16 protein-coding genes are annotated in these 19,046 nt (G+C 73.3%); 5 read left to right on the forward strand and 11 right to left on the reverse strand.

Annotated features, from left to right (window positions below):
- Positions 1–8: 8 nt before the first annotated feature.
- Positions 9–932, reverse strand: a complete 924-nt coding sequence (locus tag ACFXKG_RS26080) for a trypsin-like serine peptidase (protein WP_384843723.1) — start codon at positions 930–932, stop codon at positions 9–11.
- A 131-nt stretch (positions 933–1,063) separates the two neighbouring features.
- On the opposite strand from ACFXKG_RS26080, the gene ACFXKG_RS26085 reads away from it, so the two are divergent.
- The 3 genes from ACFXKG_RS26085 to ACFXKG_RS26095 all read left to right on the forward strand — a co-directional run bounded on the left by ACFXKG_RS26085 (position 1,064) and on the right by ACFXKG_RS26095 (position 5,237).
- Positions 1,064–1,549: a GNAT family N-acetyltransferase gene (locus ACFXKG_RS26085; protein ID WP_384843726.1), complete on the forward strand. Its 486-nt coding sequence runs from the start codon at positions 1,064–1,066 to the stop codon at positions 1,547–1,549.
- 141 nt (positions 1,550–1,690) lie between these two features.
- Positions 1,691–2,848 (forward strand): DegT/DnrJ/EryC1/StrS family aminotransferase, encoded by a 1,158-nt coding sequence (locus tag ACFXKG_RS26090; RefSeq protein ID WP_384843921.1) that lies wholly within the window; start codon positions 1,691–1,693, stop codon positions 2,846–2,848.
- Entirely contained in the window at positions 2,841–5,237 is a 2,397-nt protein-coding gene (locus ACFXKG_RS26095; protein WP_384843729.1) for a lipopolysaccharide biosynthesis protein, read from the forward strand. The genes ACFXKG_RS26090 and ACFXKG_RS26095 overlap by 8 nt, the downstream gene beginning before the upstream one ends.
- On the opposite strand, the gene ACFXKG_RS26100 is transcribed toward ACFXKG_RS26095, so the two are convergent.
- From ACFXKG_RS26100 to ACFXKG_RS26125, 6 genes are all read right to left on the reverse strand, one after another.
- A complete protein-coding gene (locus ACFXKG_RS26100; RefSeq protein ID WP_384843732.1) occupies positions 5,207–6,340 on the reverse strand; it encodes a glycoside hydrolase family 26 protein in 1,134 nt (377 codons plus the stop codon). The genes ACFXKG_RS26095 and ACFXKG_RS26100 overlap by 31 nt on opposite strands.
- On the reverse strand, positions 6,337–6,786 hold the full coding sequence (locus ACFXKG_RS26105) for a hypothetical protein (protein WP_384843735.1): 450 nt from the start codon (positions 6,784–6,786) through the stop codon (positions 6,337–6,339). Before ACFXKG_RS26105 ends, ACFXKG_RS26100 begins: the two co-directional genes overlap by 4 nt.
- Positions 6,783–8,780, reverse strand: a complete 1,998-nt coding sequence (locus ACFXKG_RS26110; RefSeq protein ID WP_384843738.1) for a hypothetical protein — start codon at positions 8,778–8,780, stop codon at positions 6,783–6,785. Before ACFXKG_RS26110 ends, ACFXKG_RS26105 begins: the two co-directional genes overlap by 4 nt.
- 107 nt (positions 8,781–8,887) lie before the next feature.
- On the reverse strand, positions 8,888–9,658 hold the full coding sequence (locus ACFXKG_RS26115) for a polysaccharide deacetylase family protein (protein WP_384843924.1): 771 nt from the start codon (positions 9,656–9,658) through the stop codon (positions 8,888–8,890).
- 185 nt (positions 9,659–9,843) lie between these two features.
- Positions 9,844–11,136: a glycosyltransferase family 2 protein gene (locus tag ACFXKG_RS26120; RefSeq protein WP_384843927.1), complete on the reverse strand. Its 1,293-nt coding sequence runs from the start codon at positions 11,134–11,136 to the stop codon at positions 9,844–9,846.
- Positions 11,137–11,373: 237 nt separating this feature from the next.
- A complete protein-coding gene (locus ACFXKG_RS26125) occupies positions 11,374–12,549 on the reverse strand; it encodes a GNAT family N-acetyltransferase (RefSeq protein WP_384843741.1) in 1,176 nt (391 codons plus the stop codon).
- Positions 12,550–12,700: 151 nt separating this feature from the next.
- Between ACFXKG_RS26125 and ACFXKG_RS26130 the strand changes: the two genes are divergently transcribed.
- A complete protein-coding gene (locus ACFXKG_RS26130; RefSeq protein WP_384843744.1) occupies positions 12,701–12,823 on the forward strand; it encodes a hypothetical protein in 123 nt (40 codons plus the stop codon).
- 137 nt (positions 12,824–12,960) lie between these two features.
- On the opposite strand, the gene ACFXKG_RS26135 is transcribed toward ACFXKG_RS26130, so the two are convergent.
- Positions 12,961–13,284 (reverse strand): DUF6415 family natural product biosynthesis protein, encoded by a 324-nt coding sequence (locus ACFXKG_RS26135; protein WP_384843747.1) that lies wholly within the window; start codon positions 13,282–13,284, stop codon positions 12,961–12,963.
- A gap of 237 nt (positions 13,285–13,521) precedes the next feature.
- Between ACFXKG_RS26135 and ACFXKG_RS26140 the strand changes: the two genes are divergently transcribed.
- Complete coding sequence (locus tag ACFXKG_RS26140) at positions 13,522–14,940, forward strand: hypothetical protein (RefSeq protein ID WP_384843750.1); 1,419 nt, start codon at positions 13,522–13,524, stop codon at positions 14,938–14,940.
- Between the two features lie 74 nt (positions 14,941–15,014).
- On the opposite strand, the gene hutI is transcribed toward ACFXKG_RS26140, so the two are convergent.
- The 3 genes from hutI to ACFXKG_RS26155 are packed head-to-tail and all read right to left on the reverse strand — an operon-like array spanning position 15,015 to position 18,993.
- Complete coding sequence (gene hutI / locus ACFXKG_RS26145) at positions 15,015–16,223, reverse strand: imidazolonepropionase (RefSeq protein ID WP_384843753.1); 1,209 nt, start codon at positions 16,221–16,223, stop codon at positions 15,015–15,017.
- Positions 16,224–16,282: 59 nt separating this feature from the next.
- Complete coding sequence (locus tag ACFXKG_RS26150; protein ID WP_384843757.1) at positions 16,283–17,785, reverse strand: formimidoylglutamate deiminase; 1,503 nt, start codon at positions 17,783–17,785, stop codon at positions 16,283–16,285.
- Positions 17,782–18,993, reverse strand: coding sequence for an allantoate amidohydrolase (locus ACFXKG_RS26155; protein WP_384843930.1), 1,212 nt, complete (start codon positions 18,991–18,993; stop codon positions 17,782–17,784). The genes ACFXKG_RS26150 and ACFXKG_RS26155 overlap by 4 nt, the downstream gene beginning before the upstream one ends.
- Positions 18,994–19,046: the final 53 nt, after the last annotated feature.

Consider the following 19,046-nt stretch of genomic DNA (forward strand, 5'->3'; position numbering starts at 1 on the left):
CGCCCCCGTCAGGCGTTCTGGGCCCGGTCGTACACCTTCTTGGCCGTGGTACTCAGGACCTCTCCGTACATCTTGGTCGGTGTCAGGGAGTCCAGTGTGGCGTTGACCGAGACCAGCACACCGCCCTTGCCGGTGGTGGCGTCGAAGTCGGCCAGCCAGGGGCCGCCGCTGGAGCCGCCGGTCAGGTCGCAGGGGATGGACTGGGCGCCGTCGTCCTTCTTCGACTTGCCGACGCAGCGGAGGAGTTCCTCGCCGCGCTGCGGGCGGGTGGCGGAGTAGCCGAGGGCGGAGACGGTGCCGCCGACGGCGCGGGTGAAGGAGATGGCCTGGCCGCCCACCACGTTCGTGAGCTTGCGGCCCTTCGTGTCGGTGTCGACGACCAGCGCGGCCATGTCGTTGGTGGAGTCGTTCACCCAGGTGCGCGGGGTCGCGGCGGTGCGGACCGCGAAGGTGCCGTGCGGCTTCTTGCCCTTGCTGTAGCCGGGGACGAACACCATCAGCATGTTGGTGTTGCCGGGCGAGGAGCCCCGGCGCACGCAGTGGGCGGCGGTCATCACGGTGGAGCGGTTGGCGCTCTTCACGGCGGTGGCCGTGCACCAGGTGTCGGCGCCGCTCGCGTTGACGAAGAAGAGCCGCCCCACGGTCTTCAGGGGCGTGCCCTTGTACGGCTTGGCCTTCGGTCCGGTCGGGCCGAGGTCCACGGACTTCCCGACGGCCTTCATGCGGGCGGTCGTCCAGTAGGCGACGGCTTCCTTGCGCTCCTTGGCGGTGTACTTCAGTACGGAGACCGGGTCGGGCGCGGCGGCGCGGGCCTGCGCGGTCGCGGCCGTGGCCGCGGTCGGGGCGGCGAGGACGAGGGCCGTACCGGCCGCGGCGAGTCCCATGACCGGGCCACGAAGCCGCCGGAACAAGGAAGTTGATGACTCGGACATGGCGGATGGCTCCTCGGTCGGCGCACGCGGCGGACAGCGGCTGTCGGTCCGCAAGAGTGGGGAACCCGCCCGGTCGGTTGCGCTGTCGTCGTTCTGTGACACAACCGCGCGGGCGGACGTAGCGTGGGCCCGTGCCTGAGATTCAGCGCCTTCACGCCGACCACGCCGCCGCTCTGCTCGCGTTCGAGCAGGAGAACCGGGCCTACTTCGCGGCCTCCGTTCCGGACCGGGGTGACGAGTACTTCGCCCGGTTCGAGGAGCGGCACCGTGCGCTGCTCGACGAGCAGGAGGCCGGGGAGTGCCACTTCCATCTGCTCGTGGACGAGGACGGGGCCGTGTGGGGGCGGTTCAATCTGGTGGACGTGGCGGACGGGAGCGCCGAGTTGGGGTACCGGGTGGCCGAGTGGGCCGCCGGGCGCGGGGTGGCGAGCAGCGGGGTGCGGCGGGTGTGTGAGCTGGCTGTCGCCGAGTACGGGCTCTCCTCGCTGCGGGCCAGGACGACGGCGGACAACGCCGGTTCGCGCGCCGTGCTCGCCCGTACCGGCTTCACGCAGGTCGGCGAGTTCGAGCTGGACGGTCGGCCCGGGCTGCGGTTCGTGCGCGCGCTGGGCGGGTGAGCGGGCGGTATCGCGGTGAGGCTGCGCCTTATTGACGGGGCGTCCGGTATGCGCCACATTGAGCCGGGGCAGGGGGGATGGGGATACGTGATGGCTCTTGGGGAGGGCGGCCCGGCGGAGTACTCGGTGCTGGAGTCGCTGATGGGGCAACGCCTGGGCAGGGAGTGTCTGTACGTGCCGTCGTGCCGGCTGGGACTGTACGTGGCGCTGCGCCACTGGTGTCCGCCCGGCGGGCGGGTGCTGATGTCACCGGTCAACGACGACGTGATCTTCTTCGTCGTGCTCGCCGCCGGACTGCGCCCCGTGCAGGCGCCGCTGGACGCGCGCGACGGGTCCCTCGACGCCGGGGCCGTGCCCGGGTCCGTCTGGCGTGGACTCTCCGCCGTGCTCACCACCAATCTGTACGGGAACCCCGACCCGGCGCCCGAACTGCGCGCCCGCTGCGACGCGTTGGGCATCCCGCTGATCGAGGACGCCGCGCACGCCATCGGCAGCGAGATCGGGGGCCGGCCCGTCGGCGGGTTCGGGGACGCGGCCGTGTTCAGCCTCTCCAAGCACGTCGGGGCCAAGACCGGCGGCTTCCTCGCCGTCGCGGACCCGGACCTGCGTACGGAACTGGCGCGGGCCCGCGACGCACTGCTCCGGCCCACCCGGACCGGCGCCGAACTCGCCTACGCCGTACGGCCGTACGCCGAGGCCGGGGTGCGCGGGCTGCGGCTGGCGCGGGCCGCGCGGGCCGCGCTGCGGCTGCTCGGGCAGGAGGAGCGGGAGGGGATCCGGATGCCCCTGCGGGGCGGAGAGTTACGGGAGGCCCTCGGCACGGCGCCGGGGCTCGACGGGTTCCACTCCTGGGTCCGGGTGGACCTGCACGACTACCGGCTCCGCCCCGGCCGCCCGCGCCTCCGACGGACCGAGCGGCTGCTGCGCGGACTCGACGGAACGCTCGCCGCCCACCGGGAGGGGACGCGGCGGCTGCTGAACAGCCCGTGGGCCGCGCCGGGCGCCGCCGAGGGGCCCGTACAGCCGCTGTTCCGGGTGCCGCTGCTCGTCGAGGACCGCGACGCGGCGATCGCCGCCCTCGCCCGGCACCGCATCACCACCGGCTATCTCTACGATCCGCCGCTCGACGTCTACGCGGGCGCCGCGTTCACCGATCCCTCGCCCGCACCGGATCCGGCGGCCTGGTTCGCCCGGCACGCCCTGCCGGTCGATCCGCGCCACGCCGACCGCGTACTCGCCGTACTCACCGAACTGGGTTCTCGTCCGGTGGAGTTGGAGGAGACCGGCAGCGGTGGCTGACACCGCCCGGCGGCCGGAGCCGCATCCGGGGCCGCGCCTGGAGGTGGGCGAGTCCCTTCTCGTCGACAGCGGTTCGGGGCGGACCGCCGGCCCCTCCCCCGGGCCGGCTCACAGCGGCAGTAGTGGCAGCGGCGACCCGGGCGGCGACTCGATGTTCCGTAACGCCTACGCGCTGATGCTCTCCACCGGCGTCTCCGCCGCCCTCGGCCTCGGCTTCTGGCTCGTCGCCGCCCGCTACTACACCGAGGAGGCCGTCGGCCAGGGCTCCGCCGCCATCGCCGCCATGCGGCTGCTCGCCTCGATCACCGCGACCACCATGATCGGCGCGGTGGTCCGCTACGTCCCCCGGGCCGGCCGGGCCACCGGACCGCTGGTGTGGCGCGCGTACGCCGTCAGTTCGCTCGTCGTGTGCGTCGCCTGCGCGGTGTTCCTGGCCACCCTCGACCTCTGGGGGCCCTCCTACGCGCCCCTCGACGGGCTGACGGCCGGGCTCGTCTTCACCGCGTCCTGTGTCGCGTGGGCGCTGCTCACCCTCCAGGACGGGGTGCTGACCGGGCTGCGGAAAGCTTTCTGGGTGCCCGTCGGCAACGCCGTCTTCTCCATCGGCAAGCTGCTCATGCTCGCCGCGTTCGCCACCGCCCTGCCCGTGCTCGGCGTCTTCGTCTCCTGGGCGGCGGCCATCGCCCTGTCCGTACTGCCGCTGGGCTGGCTGATCTTCCGCAGGCTCATCCCGCGCCAGGCCGCCGCCGACCACGACCGCGAACCGCCTCGGCTCCGGGAGATCGGGCGGTTCCTCGCCGGTGACTCGTTCGGGGCGCTCTTCAGCCTCGCCATGATCAACCTGCTGCCGGTGATGGTCGCGGTCCGCTTCGACTCCGCGCACAACGCCTTCTTCTACACCGCCTACACCGTCGGCGGCACGATGGAGTTCATGGCCATCAACATGGCCTCCTCCCTCACCGCGCACGCCTCGCACAGCCCCGACCGGCTGGCGGAGGGCGTGCGCGGGGCGCTGCGCCGGATGACGCTGCTGCTGGTGCCCGTGGTGCTGGTGCTGGTGCTCTTCGCGCCGCAGATCCTCACGCCGTTCGGCGCCGACTACGCCGAGCACGGCACCACCGTGCTCCGGCTGCTCGCCGCCGCCGCGCTGCCCCGCGTCGTCGTCGAGCTGTACATCGGGGTGCTGCGGGTCCAGGGCCGCACGGGCATGCTCGCCGCGCTCCAGGGCGCCATGTGTGTCCTGGTCCTGGGCAGCGCGCTGGTCCTGCTCGGGCCCGCCGGGATCTCCGGCGCCGGGCTGGCGATGCTGCTGTCCATGACGCTGATCGCGCTGGTCGCGGCGCCGGGACTGCGCGCGGCGCTGCGCCACCGCCACCGGACGAAGGACGGCGCCGACTGGGTCGGTGTCCGGCGTACGGGGGCGGGGCGGGGCGGGAAGGACGGGGAGGCGGAGTCGTATTACGGGACCGCCTGGGCCCGCAGGGCCGCCGTACAGGGCGCGGCGGGCGGGGAAGCGGCGGCGGGCGACGCGCGGGCCGAGGAGGACGCGGCGTACGGCACGACCTGGGCCGGACGCACCGCCTATCTTCGCGGCGCCCACGACACGCCGACGCCGGCCTTCGGCATGCCCGTACCCGTCCCCGTACGGGGTTCCGGGAACGCGCCCGCGCACCCGCCGGGGCACGCCGACCGGATCGACGAGAGCCGGACCGTCACCGTGCTGTGGCTGCTGCTCGGGCTCTGTGCCGGGCTGTTCTGGACACCGCTGGCCCGGCTCGGCGACATCGGCCGCGATCAGCTCACCGGCGCCCAGCTCCTGGACGTACTGCCGCCTCTCACGCTCGTCGCGGGCATGCTGCTGATCGTGGTCCAGTGCGCCGCCGTCTCGCTCGAACGGCCCGGGCCCGTCCTGCTCGCCCTCGGGCCGCTGATCACCTTCGCCGCGCTGCACAGTGCGCCGCCGCTGCTCGGCGTACGGCCGGACCGGGCGTCGGGTCCCTGGCACTGGCAGATCGCGGACGCGCTGGCGGGAGCCGCCGGGACGCCCGACCAGGTGCTGCGCGCCCTGCCCGTCGTCCTGCAACTGCTCTGTCTGGCGCTGGTCGCCGTGACCCTGTGGGCGCTGGGAACGGACGGGCGGGCCGTGTCGGGGGTGGTGTGGGTGCTGGCGGTGGCCGGGTGGTCGGCGCAGGATCCGCTGGCGGCGGTGGCCCTGCCGCTCTTCCTGGCGCTGCTCGGGGTGACGTGTGTGGTCCTCCTCGTACGGCGTCGGCAGGGCGTACGGGGTCGGCAGGAGGTACGGGATCGGCAGGAGGTACGGGATCGGCAGGAGGTACGGGATCGGCAGGAGGTACGGCGTCAGCGCGGCGGGACCGGCTGGCGGAAGTAGTCGTCCCGGCCCGCCTCCCGGTAACCGTCCAGCGCCGGGCCCTGGTTGACGGTCAGATCGCAGTGCGGGCCCGGCACCGGCCGGTTCCACTGCACCAGCGCCTTCACCCCCGGCAGCGTCCGCGCCACCTCCGGCACCCGCTGGTACCAGCCGCGCTGCCGGTCCGGGTCCTCCGGGTCGGGCGCCGTACTGAACTCGGAGAGCATGACGGGCTTGCGGTCCGATATGTTCGCGCGCAGCCAGTCGTAGGTGGGGCGCTGGCTCTCGTCGAAGTCCAGCCAGCGCGCGTTCCGCTGGCAGCGGTAGTAGTTGTACTGGTCCATGCCGATCCAGTCGACGTACGCGTCGCCCGGGTAGAGCGACTTCATCAGCTCCGCGTTCCCCAGATAGCCGGAGACCGTCCACACCCACACCACGTTGTCCACGCCGAGCTTCTCGAACCGGTCGTAGATGTGGCGGTAGGCGGCGACGAACTCCTCGGGCGTGCCCGCGTCCGGCGTACGGAAATCCGTCTCCTGGTCGAAGGAGAAGAAGACCCGCTTGCCGTACGCCTTGAGCCGTCTGGCCTGCGGGTCGATGATCTCCTCGTCGAACTTCCCGGCCGCGACATTGGCCCAGCCGAGCTGGGTCTCCGTCCAGTTCTCGTGGTGCGGCTCGGTCCACACGGTGGACTCCCAGGCCAGCATCAGCATCCGGTCCCGGCCCAGCTCCTGCTCCTCGGGGGTGAGGAGCACTCCGTCGCGCTGTGTGTTGGACATGTCGTGGTAGTTGTAGACGAGATCGAGCTTGCGCCCGATCTTCTTCTCGAAGCCGTGCACGGCGTCCGTGAGCGACCCGTTCGCCGCGTACGGGACGTACGCTCCCCACCAGGCCCCGCACGGCGGCGCCAGCTTCCCGTCCGGCGCGCACGGCCCGTTCGGCACCGCGCCGGAGGCGGCGTTCTCCGGGAGGGCCTGGTCCGGGCCCGGTCCGTCCTTCTCCGCCCGGGCGACCCAGACCCCGAGCCCGGCGAGCAGGGCGCCGACGGCGGCGAGGACGAGCGCCAGGTACGTGCCGCGGCTCGCCCCCGCGCGTACTCCCGTACGTATGTGGTCGCGCGTCATATATGGCCTTCCGGAGCGGGTTTGGCGCGTTCGGCCGCGCCCCGGGTCGCGGCGGGCAGCGGCAGGGCGGGCAGCGGGGCCACGACCGTGCAGAAGACCGCGAGCGAGCCGAGGAACAGCGGGGCGGAGAAGCCCGCCACGAGGAAGAGCGCGGTGGCGGTGAGCGTCGCGAGGGAGAGGCTCACCGGCGCGGCCAGCGCCAGGACCTCCAGCCGGGCGGCCGGGCGCAGACCGCCGGGCAGCGGGAGGAGCAGGGCGCACCCGGGGCCGAAGGTGACGAAGAGCAGGATGGGGATCCAGCGCAGCGGCACCCCGTCGGGGAGCGCGGTCGCCGCGAGGGCGGGCCATCCGGAGAGGGCGAGCCCGGCTCTGAGCCAGGGCCGGGAGTGGAGCTGCGGCTGGTGGGCGGTGTGCTGGTCCATGGCGGCTGCCTCCGCGTCCGTCATCGGGGTGGTGTGGCGGGGGCTGTGCGAAGGGCGGGCGCGGGCGCGGGAGTTGCCACGTGTTCCAGCAGCAGGCCGTAGCGGCTCTCCTCCACGACCTTGAAGTGCGGCGACCGCTTCAGCGCCTCGCGCATCCGGGCGAAACCGCCTGCCGGCAGATACCCCTCGCCGATCGTGGCCTTCTCCTGGGACGGGGTGAGGATCACGTACGCCGGACGGCCGTCCGGGATGCCCTCGTCGAGATAGCGGGCGGGATCCTTGAGCATTCTCAGGTTCTCCGGCACTTCCTGTTCGGTGAAGAACCAGCGCTCGTACTTGTCGTAGCGGTAGTACGCGCCGGGGAAGGAACCGGTGGTGGCGAGGATCAGCGAACCGTCCGGCGCCCGGTCGTAGGCCCGTTCGACGAACGCGTTCTCGGCGGGCGGCGCGTACTGCATGCCCTCCTTGCCGTAGTACGAGGGCAGGAAGCCGACGAGCAGGGCGGCCAGGGCCACGGGGAGCACCAGGGCCGTCGCCCGGCGGGCCAGGCGCCGGGCCTTCTCCCGTCCCGCGGCGGGCGGTACGAGCGCGGCGGCGGCGAAGAACGCCGTGCCCGGCAGCCCGAACAGATAGACGCGGAACAGCATTTCACCGCCGTAGTCGTTCACGGCGAACAGCGGTACGGGCGCCGCCGCGGCCAGCAGCAGCGGCAGCGCGCTCCGTACCAGCCTGCGCCGCAGCAGCACCGCGGTCGCGGCCAGTGCCCCCAGGACCAGCACCATCAGGATGTTGGCGGTGCCCACCAGCTCCGGCCCGGGACCGGTCGGTTCACCGGCGAAACCCGGGCGGGAGTTCTTCAGCAGGTCGCCCGCCGAGTCCCGCAGGGTGGCCAGGGTGTCCAGGAAGAGGACGCGGCCCATCGTCAGGTCCCAGACGAGCATGATGAGGCCGGTGACCACGAGCAGCCCGATGTTGCGGTAGCGGCGGGTCAGACAGAGGGCCATCAGCGTCATGCAGAGCATCACGGGGGTGAGTTGGTGCGAGGCGTTGATGGCACCGATCAGCGGGGCGAGGATCGCCACGCAGACCGCGCGCTGTCTCAGGGTGGTGGGTGGCGGCACCGACGTCGCCGACGGATCGAGGCGGGAGCGCTCGCGCAGCCGGCCGGCCGATCCGGGCCGTACGAAGTGCCGTACGACCACGGCGAACACGGTCAGGAAGAGCAGATAGGCGAAGCCCTGCGGCGCGAGGTAGTCCTGGCCCACCCAGTTGGCGAGCTGGAAGATCCAGACCGCGGTCCAGACGAGCCGCCAGTCGTCGGTGAAGGTGCGGTAGATCAGGATCAGCACCGGGAGCATGAGCAGCCCGAAGAGCACCGGAGCCCAGTTGGTGTACGAGGCCGCGCCGTGCACCCCGAAGGCTCTGATCAGCGCGGCGTTGAGCGAGAAGAAGCCCGGCCACTGGTCGTACGCGGACATTCCGCCGGAGAGCTGCTGCTGCGGGTGGAAGGTCCCCTCGGCGAGCAGCCGCGCTATCACGGCGTCGTGCTTGGACGCCCAGGCGTAGCGCACGGAGTCGTAGAGGATGCCGGGCGGCGCCTTGAGCGCGACGAGCATCGCGACGCAGTAGGTCAGCGGCCACCACGGGGCGGTCCCGGCCCGGCGCAGGCTGACGAGAAAGCCGAGGGAGAGCACGGCGAGCGAGGCGTAGTACGCGGCCGGGAAACGGTCGAGGAGACCGAACTCCCCGATGTCCCGGAAGCCGATCCGGGGTAAGGACCAGGTCCAGAGGACGGCCGCGATCAGCAGCGGTGGCCAGGTGAGGAACCGCTGGAAGCGGATCAGGAACGACGCGCCCGGGCCGCGGCGCGGCGGACGGGGCGGGAGGGGCGGGCGCGGGTCGGTGCGGGGCGGACCGGTGGGCGACGGACCGGTGGGCGCCTGGTCGGCGTGTGCCTGGTCCGTGCGTGCCGGGCCGTTGGTTCCTGAGCCGGTCGTGCGGTCGGTACGCGCGGTCATGAGATACCTTCCCCCCTCGTCATCATCCGTCACTGTTCAGCGCCGTTCATGACCATCCGTCCGTAACGACCCGGCATGACCACCCGCCCGTGCGTACGCATCGGCGACTACCCGGCGAATTCCGGCCCCTTCACCCGGGCCCGCGCGCCCCGGTACAGCCGCCAGCCGAGCGTGGCCGGCGAGTCCCGGTACGGCGCCACCTTCACCCGCTCCCCCGCTGCCGCCCCGCCCGCCATCCACGACGCGACGTCCGCCGCGGTGTGGGTACGGCGCACGATGAGCCGGGCGATGCGGTACGGCTCGTCGCGTCCCGAGCTGAGGGCGTGCCGTACGGCGACGGCCGAGGCGTACCCCGCGCTCTCGGCCGCCCGGCGCACCGCGCGGCTGTTGTAACCGTGCGGATAGGCGAGATGCGCGACCTCACGGCCCAGCGTCTCCTCCAGCGCGTCCTTGGCTTCCCGCAGTTCACGCCGGAGAGCGGGGCCGCGCAGGGTGTCGAGCTGGGGGTGCGTGACCGTGTGCGCCCCGACCTCCAGGCCGTACGACTCCAGCCGGCCCGCCTGGGCGAGCGTCATCATCGGCGCGGGCGGCAGCAGGCTGGTGCGGCCCGGAGTGATGGCCCCGGTGGTCAGATAGGCGGTGGCGGGCAGGGCACGGGCGGCGAGCGCCTCGGCCGTCGGGCCCGGCAGATCGGCGAAGCCGTCGTCGAAGGTGAGGACGACCGGCCGGGGCGGCAGCGGCGCGCACCGGGTGAGGTGCCGGACCAGGGCGCTGACGGGGACGGCGGTACGGCCACTGGCGGTGACCGCGTCGAGATGAGCGGCGAAATCCCGGGGCGTGACGGTGAATTCGGCGATCCAGGCGGGCGGAGCGTCCATCACGGCGTGGTAGAGGAGGACGGGGATCCGGTCGGGCGTGTCCCACTCCGGAGTACGCCGGTCCGGAGTGCGCCAGTCCGGAGTGCGCCGGTCACGTGTGTCCCACTCCGGCGCGTGCACGTCCGGTGTGTGCCGCTCCGGTGTGTGCCGGTCCGGTGTGTGCCGGTCCGGTGTGTGCCGGTCCGTCACGGCGTCCTCCCGGTGGCGCCGCCGCGCGCCCGGAGCCGCGCCTTCGCGTAGCCGAGGGGGCCGTACAGCATCCCCCGGCGCTCCAGGCGGGAGAGGGAGCGCGGCCAGGGGTACGACTGCGCGCCGTGCGCACCCGGCGCTTGCGTCATGTCGCCTGCAGCACCACCGGCGTGCGCGTCGTCCGGGCGGTGCGCCGTGATCGCGCGGGCGTGCGCCAGGCCGCGTGGCACCTTCACGAGCAGGGCCGGCAGCAGGGCGGGGCGGCGTACGAGGAGCGCCGTGAGGTACGCGGTCAGGCCCGCCCCGTATCCGTACGCCTGGTTCCGCAGGTCCTGCCAGGTCTCGCGGTGGTGGTGCCAGACCAGCGCCTCGGGGGTGTAGCGCAGCCGGTGCCCGGCGGCGAGGACACGGACGAAGGCGTAGAGGTCGTCACCGCCCCTGGCGGGCGTGCCGGTGCCGGTGGCCGGGTCGAAACCGCCGACGGCACGCAGCGCGTCGGCGCGGAACGCCATGTTGGCCCCGGAACCGAAGCTTCCGGCCGTGAACGGGAAGAGGGGTTCACCCGCGGGCGGCGCCGCCGGGTCGTACAGCCGGGGCGCGAAGCCTTTGGCGAAGCCTCCGTGGCTCTCCAGCAGGATCTGCGCGGGGGTGGTCAGCCGGGCCGGGAGGATGAGGCCTGTGGTGCAGCCGAGGCCGGGGTCCGCCGCGAAGGGCGCGGTGAGGGCGGAGAGCCAGTGCGGGTCGGCGATCACGTCGTCGTCGGTGAAGGCGACGACCGGGGCCGCGCGGTCCGCCGCCGCGACGCCACGGTTGTGGGCCACGGCGAGGCCGGGGCGCGGCTCGCGCGCGTAGTCGACGCGGCCCGCGTAGCGGGCGGCGACCAGGTCGCGGGTGGCGGTGGTGCGGGGCGCGTTGTCGACGACCAGGACGCGGAAGTCGGGGTGGTCCTGGGCGAGGAGCGAGTCGAGGGCGCGGGCGAGTTGGCCGGCGCGCTCGCGGGTGGCGACGACGACGGTCGTACGAGGGGGAAGGGGCGCCGGCGGTGACGGATCCGGGGCGGCACGCGACGCCGCCCCAGGGGCCGCCTCCCGCGCGCGGAAGGCGGTCACCAGCGCCTCCGCCGGGTCCTGGCCCGCCGCCACCTGGCAGGTCACCGTCGCGACCGGGCGGCCGTCGATCCGCACCAGCGCGTACACCGCCCCCTCCCCGGGGGGCGGGCCCCCGGGCGCCGGGCGGAGCGAGCGGACGGTGCCGTCGGCCGCGCGGAGATCGAGTTCGGCGACGGCGATGGCCGCCGGAACCGGCGCGCGGCGTAACGGCGGACGGCGGTCAGGACCACCCCCACCGGCCCCCCGGCCCGTACCTCCACCGACCGCGCGGCCCGTCCCCCCGTCGGCCCCCCGGCCCGTCCCTCCACCGGGTCCTGGGCCGGTGCCTCTCCCCGTCGTCCGTGGTGTGTGCGTCATCGCTCCCCCTGGTCGGTTGATGCGCCGCCCGCCGCCCCCATGCCGCGTGCCGCGCGTTCGTCACCTGTCCCGCAGGCGACCGTCCCGAAGGCGGCCCATCCGGTTCAGCGCCGCCTTCGCGTGCGCGGCCAGTTGGGGCCGCTCCCGTACGAAGCCGTGCGCCCGGCGGACCGGCTCCTTGCCCAGCCGGTAGAGGGCGGCCCGCACGCCCGGGCGGGTCACGGCGCCCTCGTGGACCCGTAGGCCGCCGGTCTTGAGCGCGTCCTTGTACTCCGCCGCGCCGCGCCCCAGATCGAGCACCCCGATCCCGGCCGCCGCCGCGGCCTCCGCCATCCGCAGGTGCAGGATCAGGCCCGGCGAGAACTTGGCGAAGTCCGGGTCGTACGCCGGGAACCAGCACGACAGCACGGTGCGCGAACGCAGCCCGAAGTGTGCCGCCACCGGGCGGTCCGCCACGTACAGCACGGAGAGCACGCCGGAGCACCCCGGTGTACGGGTCGTGGCGAGCTGCCGTACGAGTGCGCTGATCCACTCCTTCGCGAAGCGGTCACGGCGGCCGGTCCTGCGGTACTGCGCGGACTTCCACTCCATGAGCGTGCGCAGCGCCGCCGGGTCGCGCTCGTCGAAGACGAAGCGGACCTCGCCCGCCTGCCGGCCGAGCCTGCGCTCCTTCGCCGCCGTCGTACGGAAGAACTTGGGCGACCGGGCCCGCAGGGCCGCCTCGTACGCCTCGTACCCCTCCCCGACCTCGATGACCGGGGACTCGAACCCGGCGGGTTCACCGGCGCCGGGCGGGACGAACAGCCGCTGGCCCGCTTCGAGGTTGTCGAACTCCCAGGCCACCAGCGAGCAGCCGGCGAGCAGTTCGCGTGCCGTGAGCCGCAGTCCGCTGCGGAACACCCCGCCCTGGCAGTCGGAGACGCCGAGGCCGATGGCCCTTCCGTGCCCCAGCGCGCCGCGCTCGTACGGGAAGAATCCCATAAGCTCGCCGGGCTCGCCCGCGGCCGCACCGGACGCGCCCCGCGCGCCTCCCGTCCTCTCCCGTACGACGGCGACGCGCGCGCCCGGCCGGACGCGGCCGACCGCCAGGGTGAACTCCGGTTCCATGAAAGGGCTGGCGGGAGCCCCCGACTTGGCGCGCAGCTCGCGCCAGGACTCGATCTCCGCGTCGTCCAGATCCGCGGGTGCCACCACGCGCAGGCGCGCAGCGCGGTGCACATCGTTCAACTCGACCAACTCGACCCCCCGGTCGCATCCCCCCGCGGACCCGTGTCTCCCGTGGGCCCGCACTCGACAGGACGGTACCGGCCCAAATCATTCCGGGACAGTGCCACTCGCCCATCTCGTCACGGATCAGGGAATCGCGCGCAACGGGTGGTGCAGAAGAGTGCGGGAGGTGGAAGAGGTGGAGCAGGTGGAGGAGGTGCTGAAGGTGCCCGGAGGCACGGTGGACACGGTGTGCGCCCATCCGGACCAGTGGGGCCTGATCCGGACCGGCGCCCTGAATTGACTCTCCGCCGAACCTTGCGCCGAACTGTGCGCCGAGCGACGGGCCGCCTCAGAGGCGCAGTCCCACGGCGAGTGCGATGGTCAGCCCCAGTGTGCATACCGCGATCACGAACCAGGCTTGCTGTTTCCCTTCCGGACTCATGGCCGCTGCCGGCCTTCGCGGTCACGTTCCCGCAGGTAATCCATGAACGTACGGCACATGCGCGCCAGTGCCCGCATGTAGACCCAGTGGGCCATGGCTCCGGGCCCGGGTCCGCTGTCGGTCAGGTCGTACCAGTCCTTGAGTGCTCCTTTGGCCCGTACGGTGTGCTCGGCCTCGGGGATCGCCTCGACGATGGAGACGAGCCTCGCGCCATGGCCGACGAGCCGGGTGGTGAGGTCCGCGATCTCGGCGGGCGGCGGCATCATGCGATGCGGCGCCAGCGCGCGATCGGCGTCGAACCCTATGGCGTTGTGGTCCACGCACTCCGAAGTGTGTGAAGTGTGAGGAGTCTGCGCGGAGTCGGCGTTGTAGGTGGTGTGCGCGTTTTCTGCTGTGCCACCTGTTCTGTCGTCTGTCACTGTGTTCACCTTGGCCCCCGTCTTCGTGTGCTGTGCTGCTTGGCCCTGTTGAACAGAAAACAGCCTTATGACCCTCCGCGAGTACCGTGGAGAACAGTCTGATGATGAAAGCCATGAACGCTTGGGGGAGTTGGACACATGGCGAGTAATTCCCGCACTCCGAACACCGGTCTCGCCGGTCTGCTGGCGCAGGCCAAGTGGTCCCGTGCGCAGTTCGCACTGATCATCAACCGCATCGGCGCCGAGGCCGGGCTCGAACTCCACTACGACCAGTCGGCGGTCTCCCACTGGGTCGCGGGCACCATGCCCAAGGACCAGGTCAGGCCGCTGATCGTGGAGGCTTTCGCGCGGAAACTGGGCCGTCCGGTCACGCACGCCGAGGCCGGACTGCCCGTCGCGCGCCCGGGCCCTCCGGGCTCCGGCTTCACCGGCGTCCCGGGGGGCTCCGCCGGTTACACCGCTTCCGTCGGCTCCACCGGCCCCGCCGGTGTCAACACGATCGAAGAACTGGCCGACATGGGGAGAGCAGACATGGATCCATCACGTCGCGGCCTGATCGCCGCAGGGCTCTTCTCCGCCGCCGTCGTCGTCCCGCTCTTCCCCGATCTGGCCCACGCGGCGCCCCCTTCGACCCCCGCTCCAGGGAAGCGGACCGTACGGATAGGCGCGCCGCAGGTACAGGCCGTACGCACAATGACGGACCGGATAGCGGACATTCTGGATGAACTCGGGGGCGGTCACGCGCGCCCGATGGCGGCGGCGTTTCTGGTGAACACGGTCATGCCGTGGCTGAAGGCGGAAGCCGCCGAGACCGTGCGCAACGACATGCTCGCCGCTGCCTCCGACCTGGTCTACCTGACCGGCTGGATGGCGATGTACGAGCGTGCGCACGGGCTGGGCCAGCAGTACTACCTCAGGGCCCTGGAGCTGGCCGGTTCCGCGGGGGACCACGTCACGTACTGCCGGACGCTGCGCGGCATGTCCCTCCAGGCGTCGAACCTCGGGTACGGCAAGCGGGCGCTGGAGCTGGCCGACTCGGCCGCCGAGGCGTCACCGAAGGCCGAGCCGCGCCTCCAGGCCTTCCTGTCGGGGCAGCAGGCGCACGCGGCGGCGATGGTCGGGGACAAGCGGCAGGCGTTCGGCCGGCTGCGCCAGACGGAGGCCGCGCTGACCAAGGCGGACAACCGGCGCGAGTCGATCGGCGGCTACGACAGGACCGCGTACCTCTTCCACGTGTCGCACGTGCTGTACGAGTTCAAGGACCTGCCGGGCTCGATAGCCGCGCTCCAGCAGTCCCTCCAGGTGCAGCAGAAGCACGAGCGGCAGGGGCGTGTCCACTTCCTCGCCGTGCTGGCGCAGCGCCAGTTGGAGCTCGGCCATCTGGAGGCGGCGTGCGGGAGCTGGTGGCAGTTCCTGGACGACTACGAACACGTCTCGTCGGCCCGCGGGGACGAGCACTTCGAGACGATGCGGCGGCGGCTGAAGCCGTACGCGAAGACGCTGGCCGTACGGAAGCTGCGGCCCCGGATCGACGAGGTCGCCGCGCTGAAGGGGTAGGTGGGCGCGGAGGTTCCGCCCGCGGGCGGGGAACGGCCCCGGGTCGGTGGACGCGGGCGGGGAACGGCCCCGTGTCAGTGGACGCGGGCGCCGTTCCGCCAGACCGAGGAGACCAGGGGGACGCCGGGCCGGTAGGCGAGGTGGACATGGCTCGGGGCGTCGAGGAGGGCGAGGTCGGCGCGGGCGCCGGGGGTGAGGCGGCCGATGTCCGTCCGGCGCAGGGCCGCCGCGCCGCCCGCGGTGGCCGACCAGACCGCCTCGTCCGGGGTCATGCCCATGTCGCGTACGGCGAGGGCGACGCAGAACGGCATCGAGGAGGTGAACGACGAGCCGGGGTTGCAGTCGGTGGAGAGCGCGACGGTCGCGCCCGCGTCGAGCAGCCGGCGGGCGTCCGGCCAGGCGGCGCGGGTGGAGAACTCGGCGCCGGGCAGCAGCGTGGCCACGGTGGAGCTGTGGGCGAGGGCGTCGACGTCCGCGTCCGTGAGGTGGGTGCAGTGGTCGGCGGAGGCGGCGTCGAGTTCGACGGCGAGCTGGACACCGGGGCCGTACGAGAGCTGGTTGGCGTGGACGCGGGGGTGCAGGCCCTTGGCGCGGCCCGCGGTGAGGATCGCGCGGGCCTGGTCGCCGTCGAAGGCGCCCTGCTCGCAGAAGACGTCGATCCAGCGGGCGTACGGGGCGCAGGCGTCCAGCATCTCGCCGGTGACGAGGGCGACGTACGCGGCCGGGTCGGCGGCGTGGTCGGGCGGGACGATGTGCGCGCCGAGGTAGGTGACCTCGTCGGTCCGCTCCCGGGCGATACGCAGGGCGCGGGCCTCGTCGGCGACGGTCAGGCCGTAGCCGGACTTGGTCTCCTGCGTGGTGGTGCCCTGCCGGAGCGCCTCGGCGAGGTAGCGCGCGACGTTGGCGTCCAGCTCGGCGTCGGTCGCGGCGCGGGTGGCGGCGACGGTGGTGCGGATGCCGCCCGCGGAGTAGGCGCGGCCGGACATGCGGGCGTTGAACTCCTGGGTCCGGTCGCCCGCGAAGACCAGGTGGGAGTGGGAGTCCACGAAGCCGGGGAGGGCGGCCCGGCCACCGGCGTCGACGGCGTTGTCAGTGGCGGGTGCTTTGCTTGATTCACCGACCCAGGCGATGCGGTCGCCGTCGATGACGACGGCCGCGTCCTGGATCAGACCGATGGGGGTTCCGTCACCGAGAGAGGGGTCGTTGGTGACCAGTCCGGCGATGTTGGTGATGAGGGTGGTGGTGGTCCCGGTGGTGGTGGCCGTGGCCGTGGTCGTCGTCATGGAAGGAATGATCTCCTCCGGCCGCGCGGGGGCTCGTGCGATCCGCGCGGTCCGTGGTGTCAGCCGCGCAGGGCGGCGATGGACCGGTCGAGGGCTGCCGGGACATCGGGGATCAGGGCATGGGCTCCGTCGCGTACGACATGACGGCCGCCCACGACCGTATGGCGTACATCAGCGGCGGAGGCGGCGAATACGGCGGTCTCCGCGCCGAGCCGTGGCAGCGTGCCCGCTGTTCTGACGGAGTCCAGCGCGATCGTGACGAGGTCGGCGAGCGCGCCGGGCCCGATGCGGCCCGCGTCGGGCCGGCCGAGGGCCGCGTGGCCGCCCGCGGTGGCCGCGTGGAGCAGCGTCGCCGCCGTCCAGTGGCCGCGGCGGCGGGAGCGCAGCCGTTCGTTCAGCTCCATCGCGCGCGTCTCCTCGAAGAGGTCGATGACGGCGTGGCTGTCGCTGCCGAGGGAGAGCGGCGAGCCCGCGCGCTGGAGGCGCCCGGCGGGGCCGATGCCGTCGGCGAGGTCGCGCTCCGTGGTGGGGCACATGCAGGTGCCGGTGGCGGCGGTGCCCAGGAGCGCGATGTCCTCGTCGGTGAGGTGGGTGTTGTGGACGCCGGTGGTACGGGGGCCGAGGACGCCGTGGTCGGCGAGCAGCCGGGTGGGCGTGACGCCGTGGACGGCGAGGCAGGCCTCGTTCTCCGCGGTCTGCTCGGAGAGATGGACATGGAGCGGGGCGCCGTGCTCCCCGGCCCAGGCGGCGACGGTGGCGAGCTGTTCGGCGGGGACGGCGCGTACGGAGTGGACGGCCGCGCCGATCAGCGCCTGGTCGCCGTCCTTGACGGCCGAGGCGAGGGCGGAGGCGCGCTCGGCCCAGGCGGTCGCGTCGCCGTCGGAGAAGCGGAGCTGGTGCCGCTCGGGGGGTTCGCCGCCGCGCCGCCGGGCGATGCCGGAGGAGAGATAGGCGGTGTCGAGGAGGGTGATCCGGATCCCGGCCTCGGCCGCCGCCGCGATCAGCGCCTCGCCCATGGCGTTGGGCTGGTCGTAGGGCGTCCCGCCGGGGGCGTGGTGGAGGTAGTGGAACTCACCGACGGAGGTGATGCCGGCCAGCGCCATCTCGGCGTAGACGGCGCGGGCGAGGGCGAAGTACGAGTCGGGGGTGAGCTTGGCGGCGATCCCGTACATGATCTCGCGCCAGGTCCAGAAGGTGCCGGAGCCGACCTGGACGGTGGAGCGCAGGGCACGGTGGAAGGCGTGCGAGTGGGCGTTGGCCAGGCCCGGCAGGGTCAGGCCGCGCAGGACGGTGGCGCCGGGGGGCGGGGTGGTGACCTGGGTGCGTACGGCGGCGATCCGGCCGCCGGTGACGTCGACGGCCACGCCGGGCTCGACGTGAGGCCGGCCGTCGGTGAGCCAGGCGTGCTCCAGCCAGTAGGTGCGGGCCGGTTCGGGCGGACCGGCGGGGCCGGCGGTCTCCGCGCTCCCGGTCCGGGCGGTGCCGGTGCCGGTGGCCGGGGTGGCGGATTCCGGCCGGGCGGTGACCTGGGTCCGGCCCGAGGAGGCGGTCGGCCGCTTCATGCGCACGCGAGTCCTTCCAGTACGTCGGCGAGGGCGAGGACACCGGCCACGCAGTCGTCCTCGGCCGCGGATTCGGCCGGGGAGTGGGAGACGCCCGTGGGGTTCCGTACGAACAGCATGGCGGTCGGGAGGGAGCCGGACAGGATGCCCGCGTCGTGTCCGGCGCCGGTGCCGAGCACGGGCACCTCACGGCCGCCGGATCCGGGGCGGTGGGCCAGGATGCGGGCGAGTTCGTCGCGCAGGGCGTGCTCGAACTCGACCACGGGGGTGAAGGACTCCCGTACGACACGCACGTCGATACCCGCGCGGTCGGCGGCCTCGCGGGCGGCGGCCTCGATCGCGGCGACGACGGTGTCCAGGGCGGACTGGTCGGCGGCGCGGGAGTCCAGCCAGCCGCGGACGAGGGAGGGGATGGCGTTGACGCCGTTGGGCTCGACGGAGATCTTGCCGAAGGTGGCGAGGGCCCCGGCGAGTTCCGCCTCGCGGCGGGCGGCCAGGACGGTCTCCGCGTACGTCAGCATCGGGTCGCGGCGGTCGGCGAGACGGGTGGTGCCCGCGTGGTTGGCCTCGCCGTGGAAGTCGAAGCGCCAGCGGCCGTGCGGCCAGATCGCGGACGCGATGCCGACGGGGTCGCCGGAGAGATCGAGGGCGCGCCCCTGCTCGACGTGGAGTTCGACGAACGCGCCGATCCGGGCGAGTCGTTCGGGGTCGGGACCGAGGGTGGCCGGGTCGTATCCGGCGGCCTCCATCGCCTTCGGCAGGGGGACGCCCTCGCCGTCGCGCAGCTCATGGGCCTGGGCGGCGGTGAGCCGGCCCGCGGTGAGCCGGGAGCCGACGCAGGCGAGACCGAAGCGGGCGCCCTCCTCGTCCCCGAAGTTGGTGATGGCCAGGGGCTTGGTGAGCCGCGCTCCCCTGCGCCGCAGCTCGTCCAGCGCGGCGAAGGAGGAGACGACGCCGAGGGGCCCGTCGAAGGCGCCCCCGTCGGGTACGGAGTCGAGATGCGATCCGGTGACGACGGCGTCCCCGGCGAGGGGGTCGCCGAGCCAGGCCCACTGGTTGCCGTTGCGGTCGACCTCGCAGGTGAGACCCCGGTCCTCGGCCTGCGCGCGGAACCAGGCGCGGCAGTCCGCGTCGGCGGCGGTCCAGGCGTAGCGGCGGTAGCCGCCGCTGCCCGGGTCGCGGCCGAGGGGGGCGAGATCGCGCCACATCTCCTGGAACGAGGCGGGCTCGTGGAAGGAGTCGGGGGCCCGGGAGGAGACGG

Origin of the sequence: Streptomyces sp. NPDC059255 (assembly GCF_042752355.1) — a bacterium.
In the GTDB taxonomy this organism is placed as follows: domain Bacteria; phylum Actinomycetota; class Actinomycetes; order Streptomycetales; family Streptomycetaceae; genus Streptomyces.

Bases quoted from the DNA above. Each gene is read 5' to 3' on its own strand.
- ACFXKG_RS26090 (WP_384843921.1), top strand. From the start codon at position 1,691: ATGGGGCAACGCCTGGGCAGGGAGTGTCTGTACGTGCCGTCGTGCCGG.
- ACFXKG_RS26155 (WP_384843930.1), bottom strand. From the start codon at position 18,993: ATGTGGCGCGATCTCGCCCCCCTCGGCCGCGACCCGGGCAGCGGCGGC.
- ACFXKG_RS26105 (WP_384843735.1), bottom strand. From the start codon at position 6,786: ATGACGGACGCGGAGGCAGCCGCCATGGACCAGCACACCGCCCACCAG.
- hutI (WP_384843753.1), bottom strand. From the start codon at position 16,223: ATGACGACGACCACGGCCACGGCCACCACCACCGGGACCACCACCACC.
- ACFXKG_RS26140 (WP_384843750.1), top strand. From the start codon at position 13,522: ATGGCGAGTAATTCCCGCACTCCGAACACCGGTCTCGCCGGTCTGCTG.
- ACFXKG_RS26110 (WP_384843738.1), bottom strand. From the start codon at position 8,780: ATGACCGCGCGTACCGACCGCACGACCGGCTCAGGAACCAACGGCCCG.
- ACFXKG_RS26100 (WP_384843732.1), bottom strand. From the start codon at position 6,340: ATGACGCGCGACCACATACGTACGGGAGTACGCGCGGGGGCGAGCCGC.
- ACFXKG_RS26150 (WP_384843757.1), bottom strand. From the start codon at position 17,785: ATGAAGCGGCCGACCGCCTCCTCGGGCCGGACCCAGGTCACCGCCCGG.
- ACFXKG_RS26115 (WP_384843924.1), bottom strand. From the start codon at position 9,658: ATGGACGCTCCGCCCGCCTGGATCGCCGAATTCACCGTCACGCCCCGG.
- ACFXKG_RS26080 (WP_384843723.1), bottom strand. From the start codon at position 932: ATGTCCGAGTCATCAACTTCCTTGTTCCGGCGGCTTCGTGGCCCGGTC.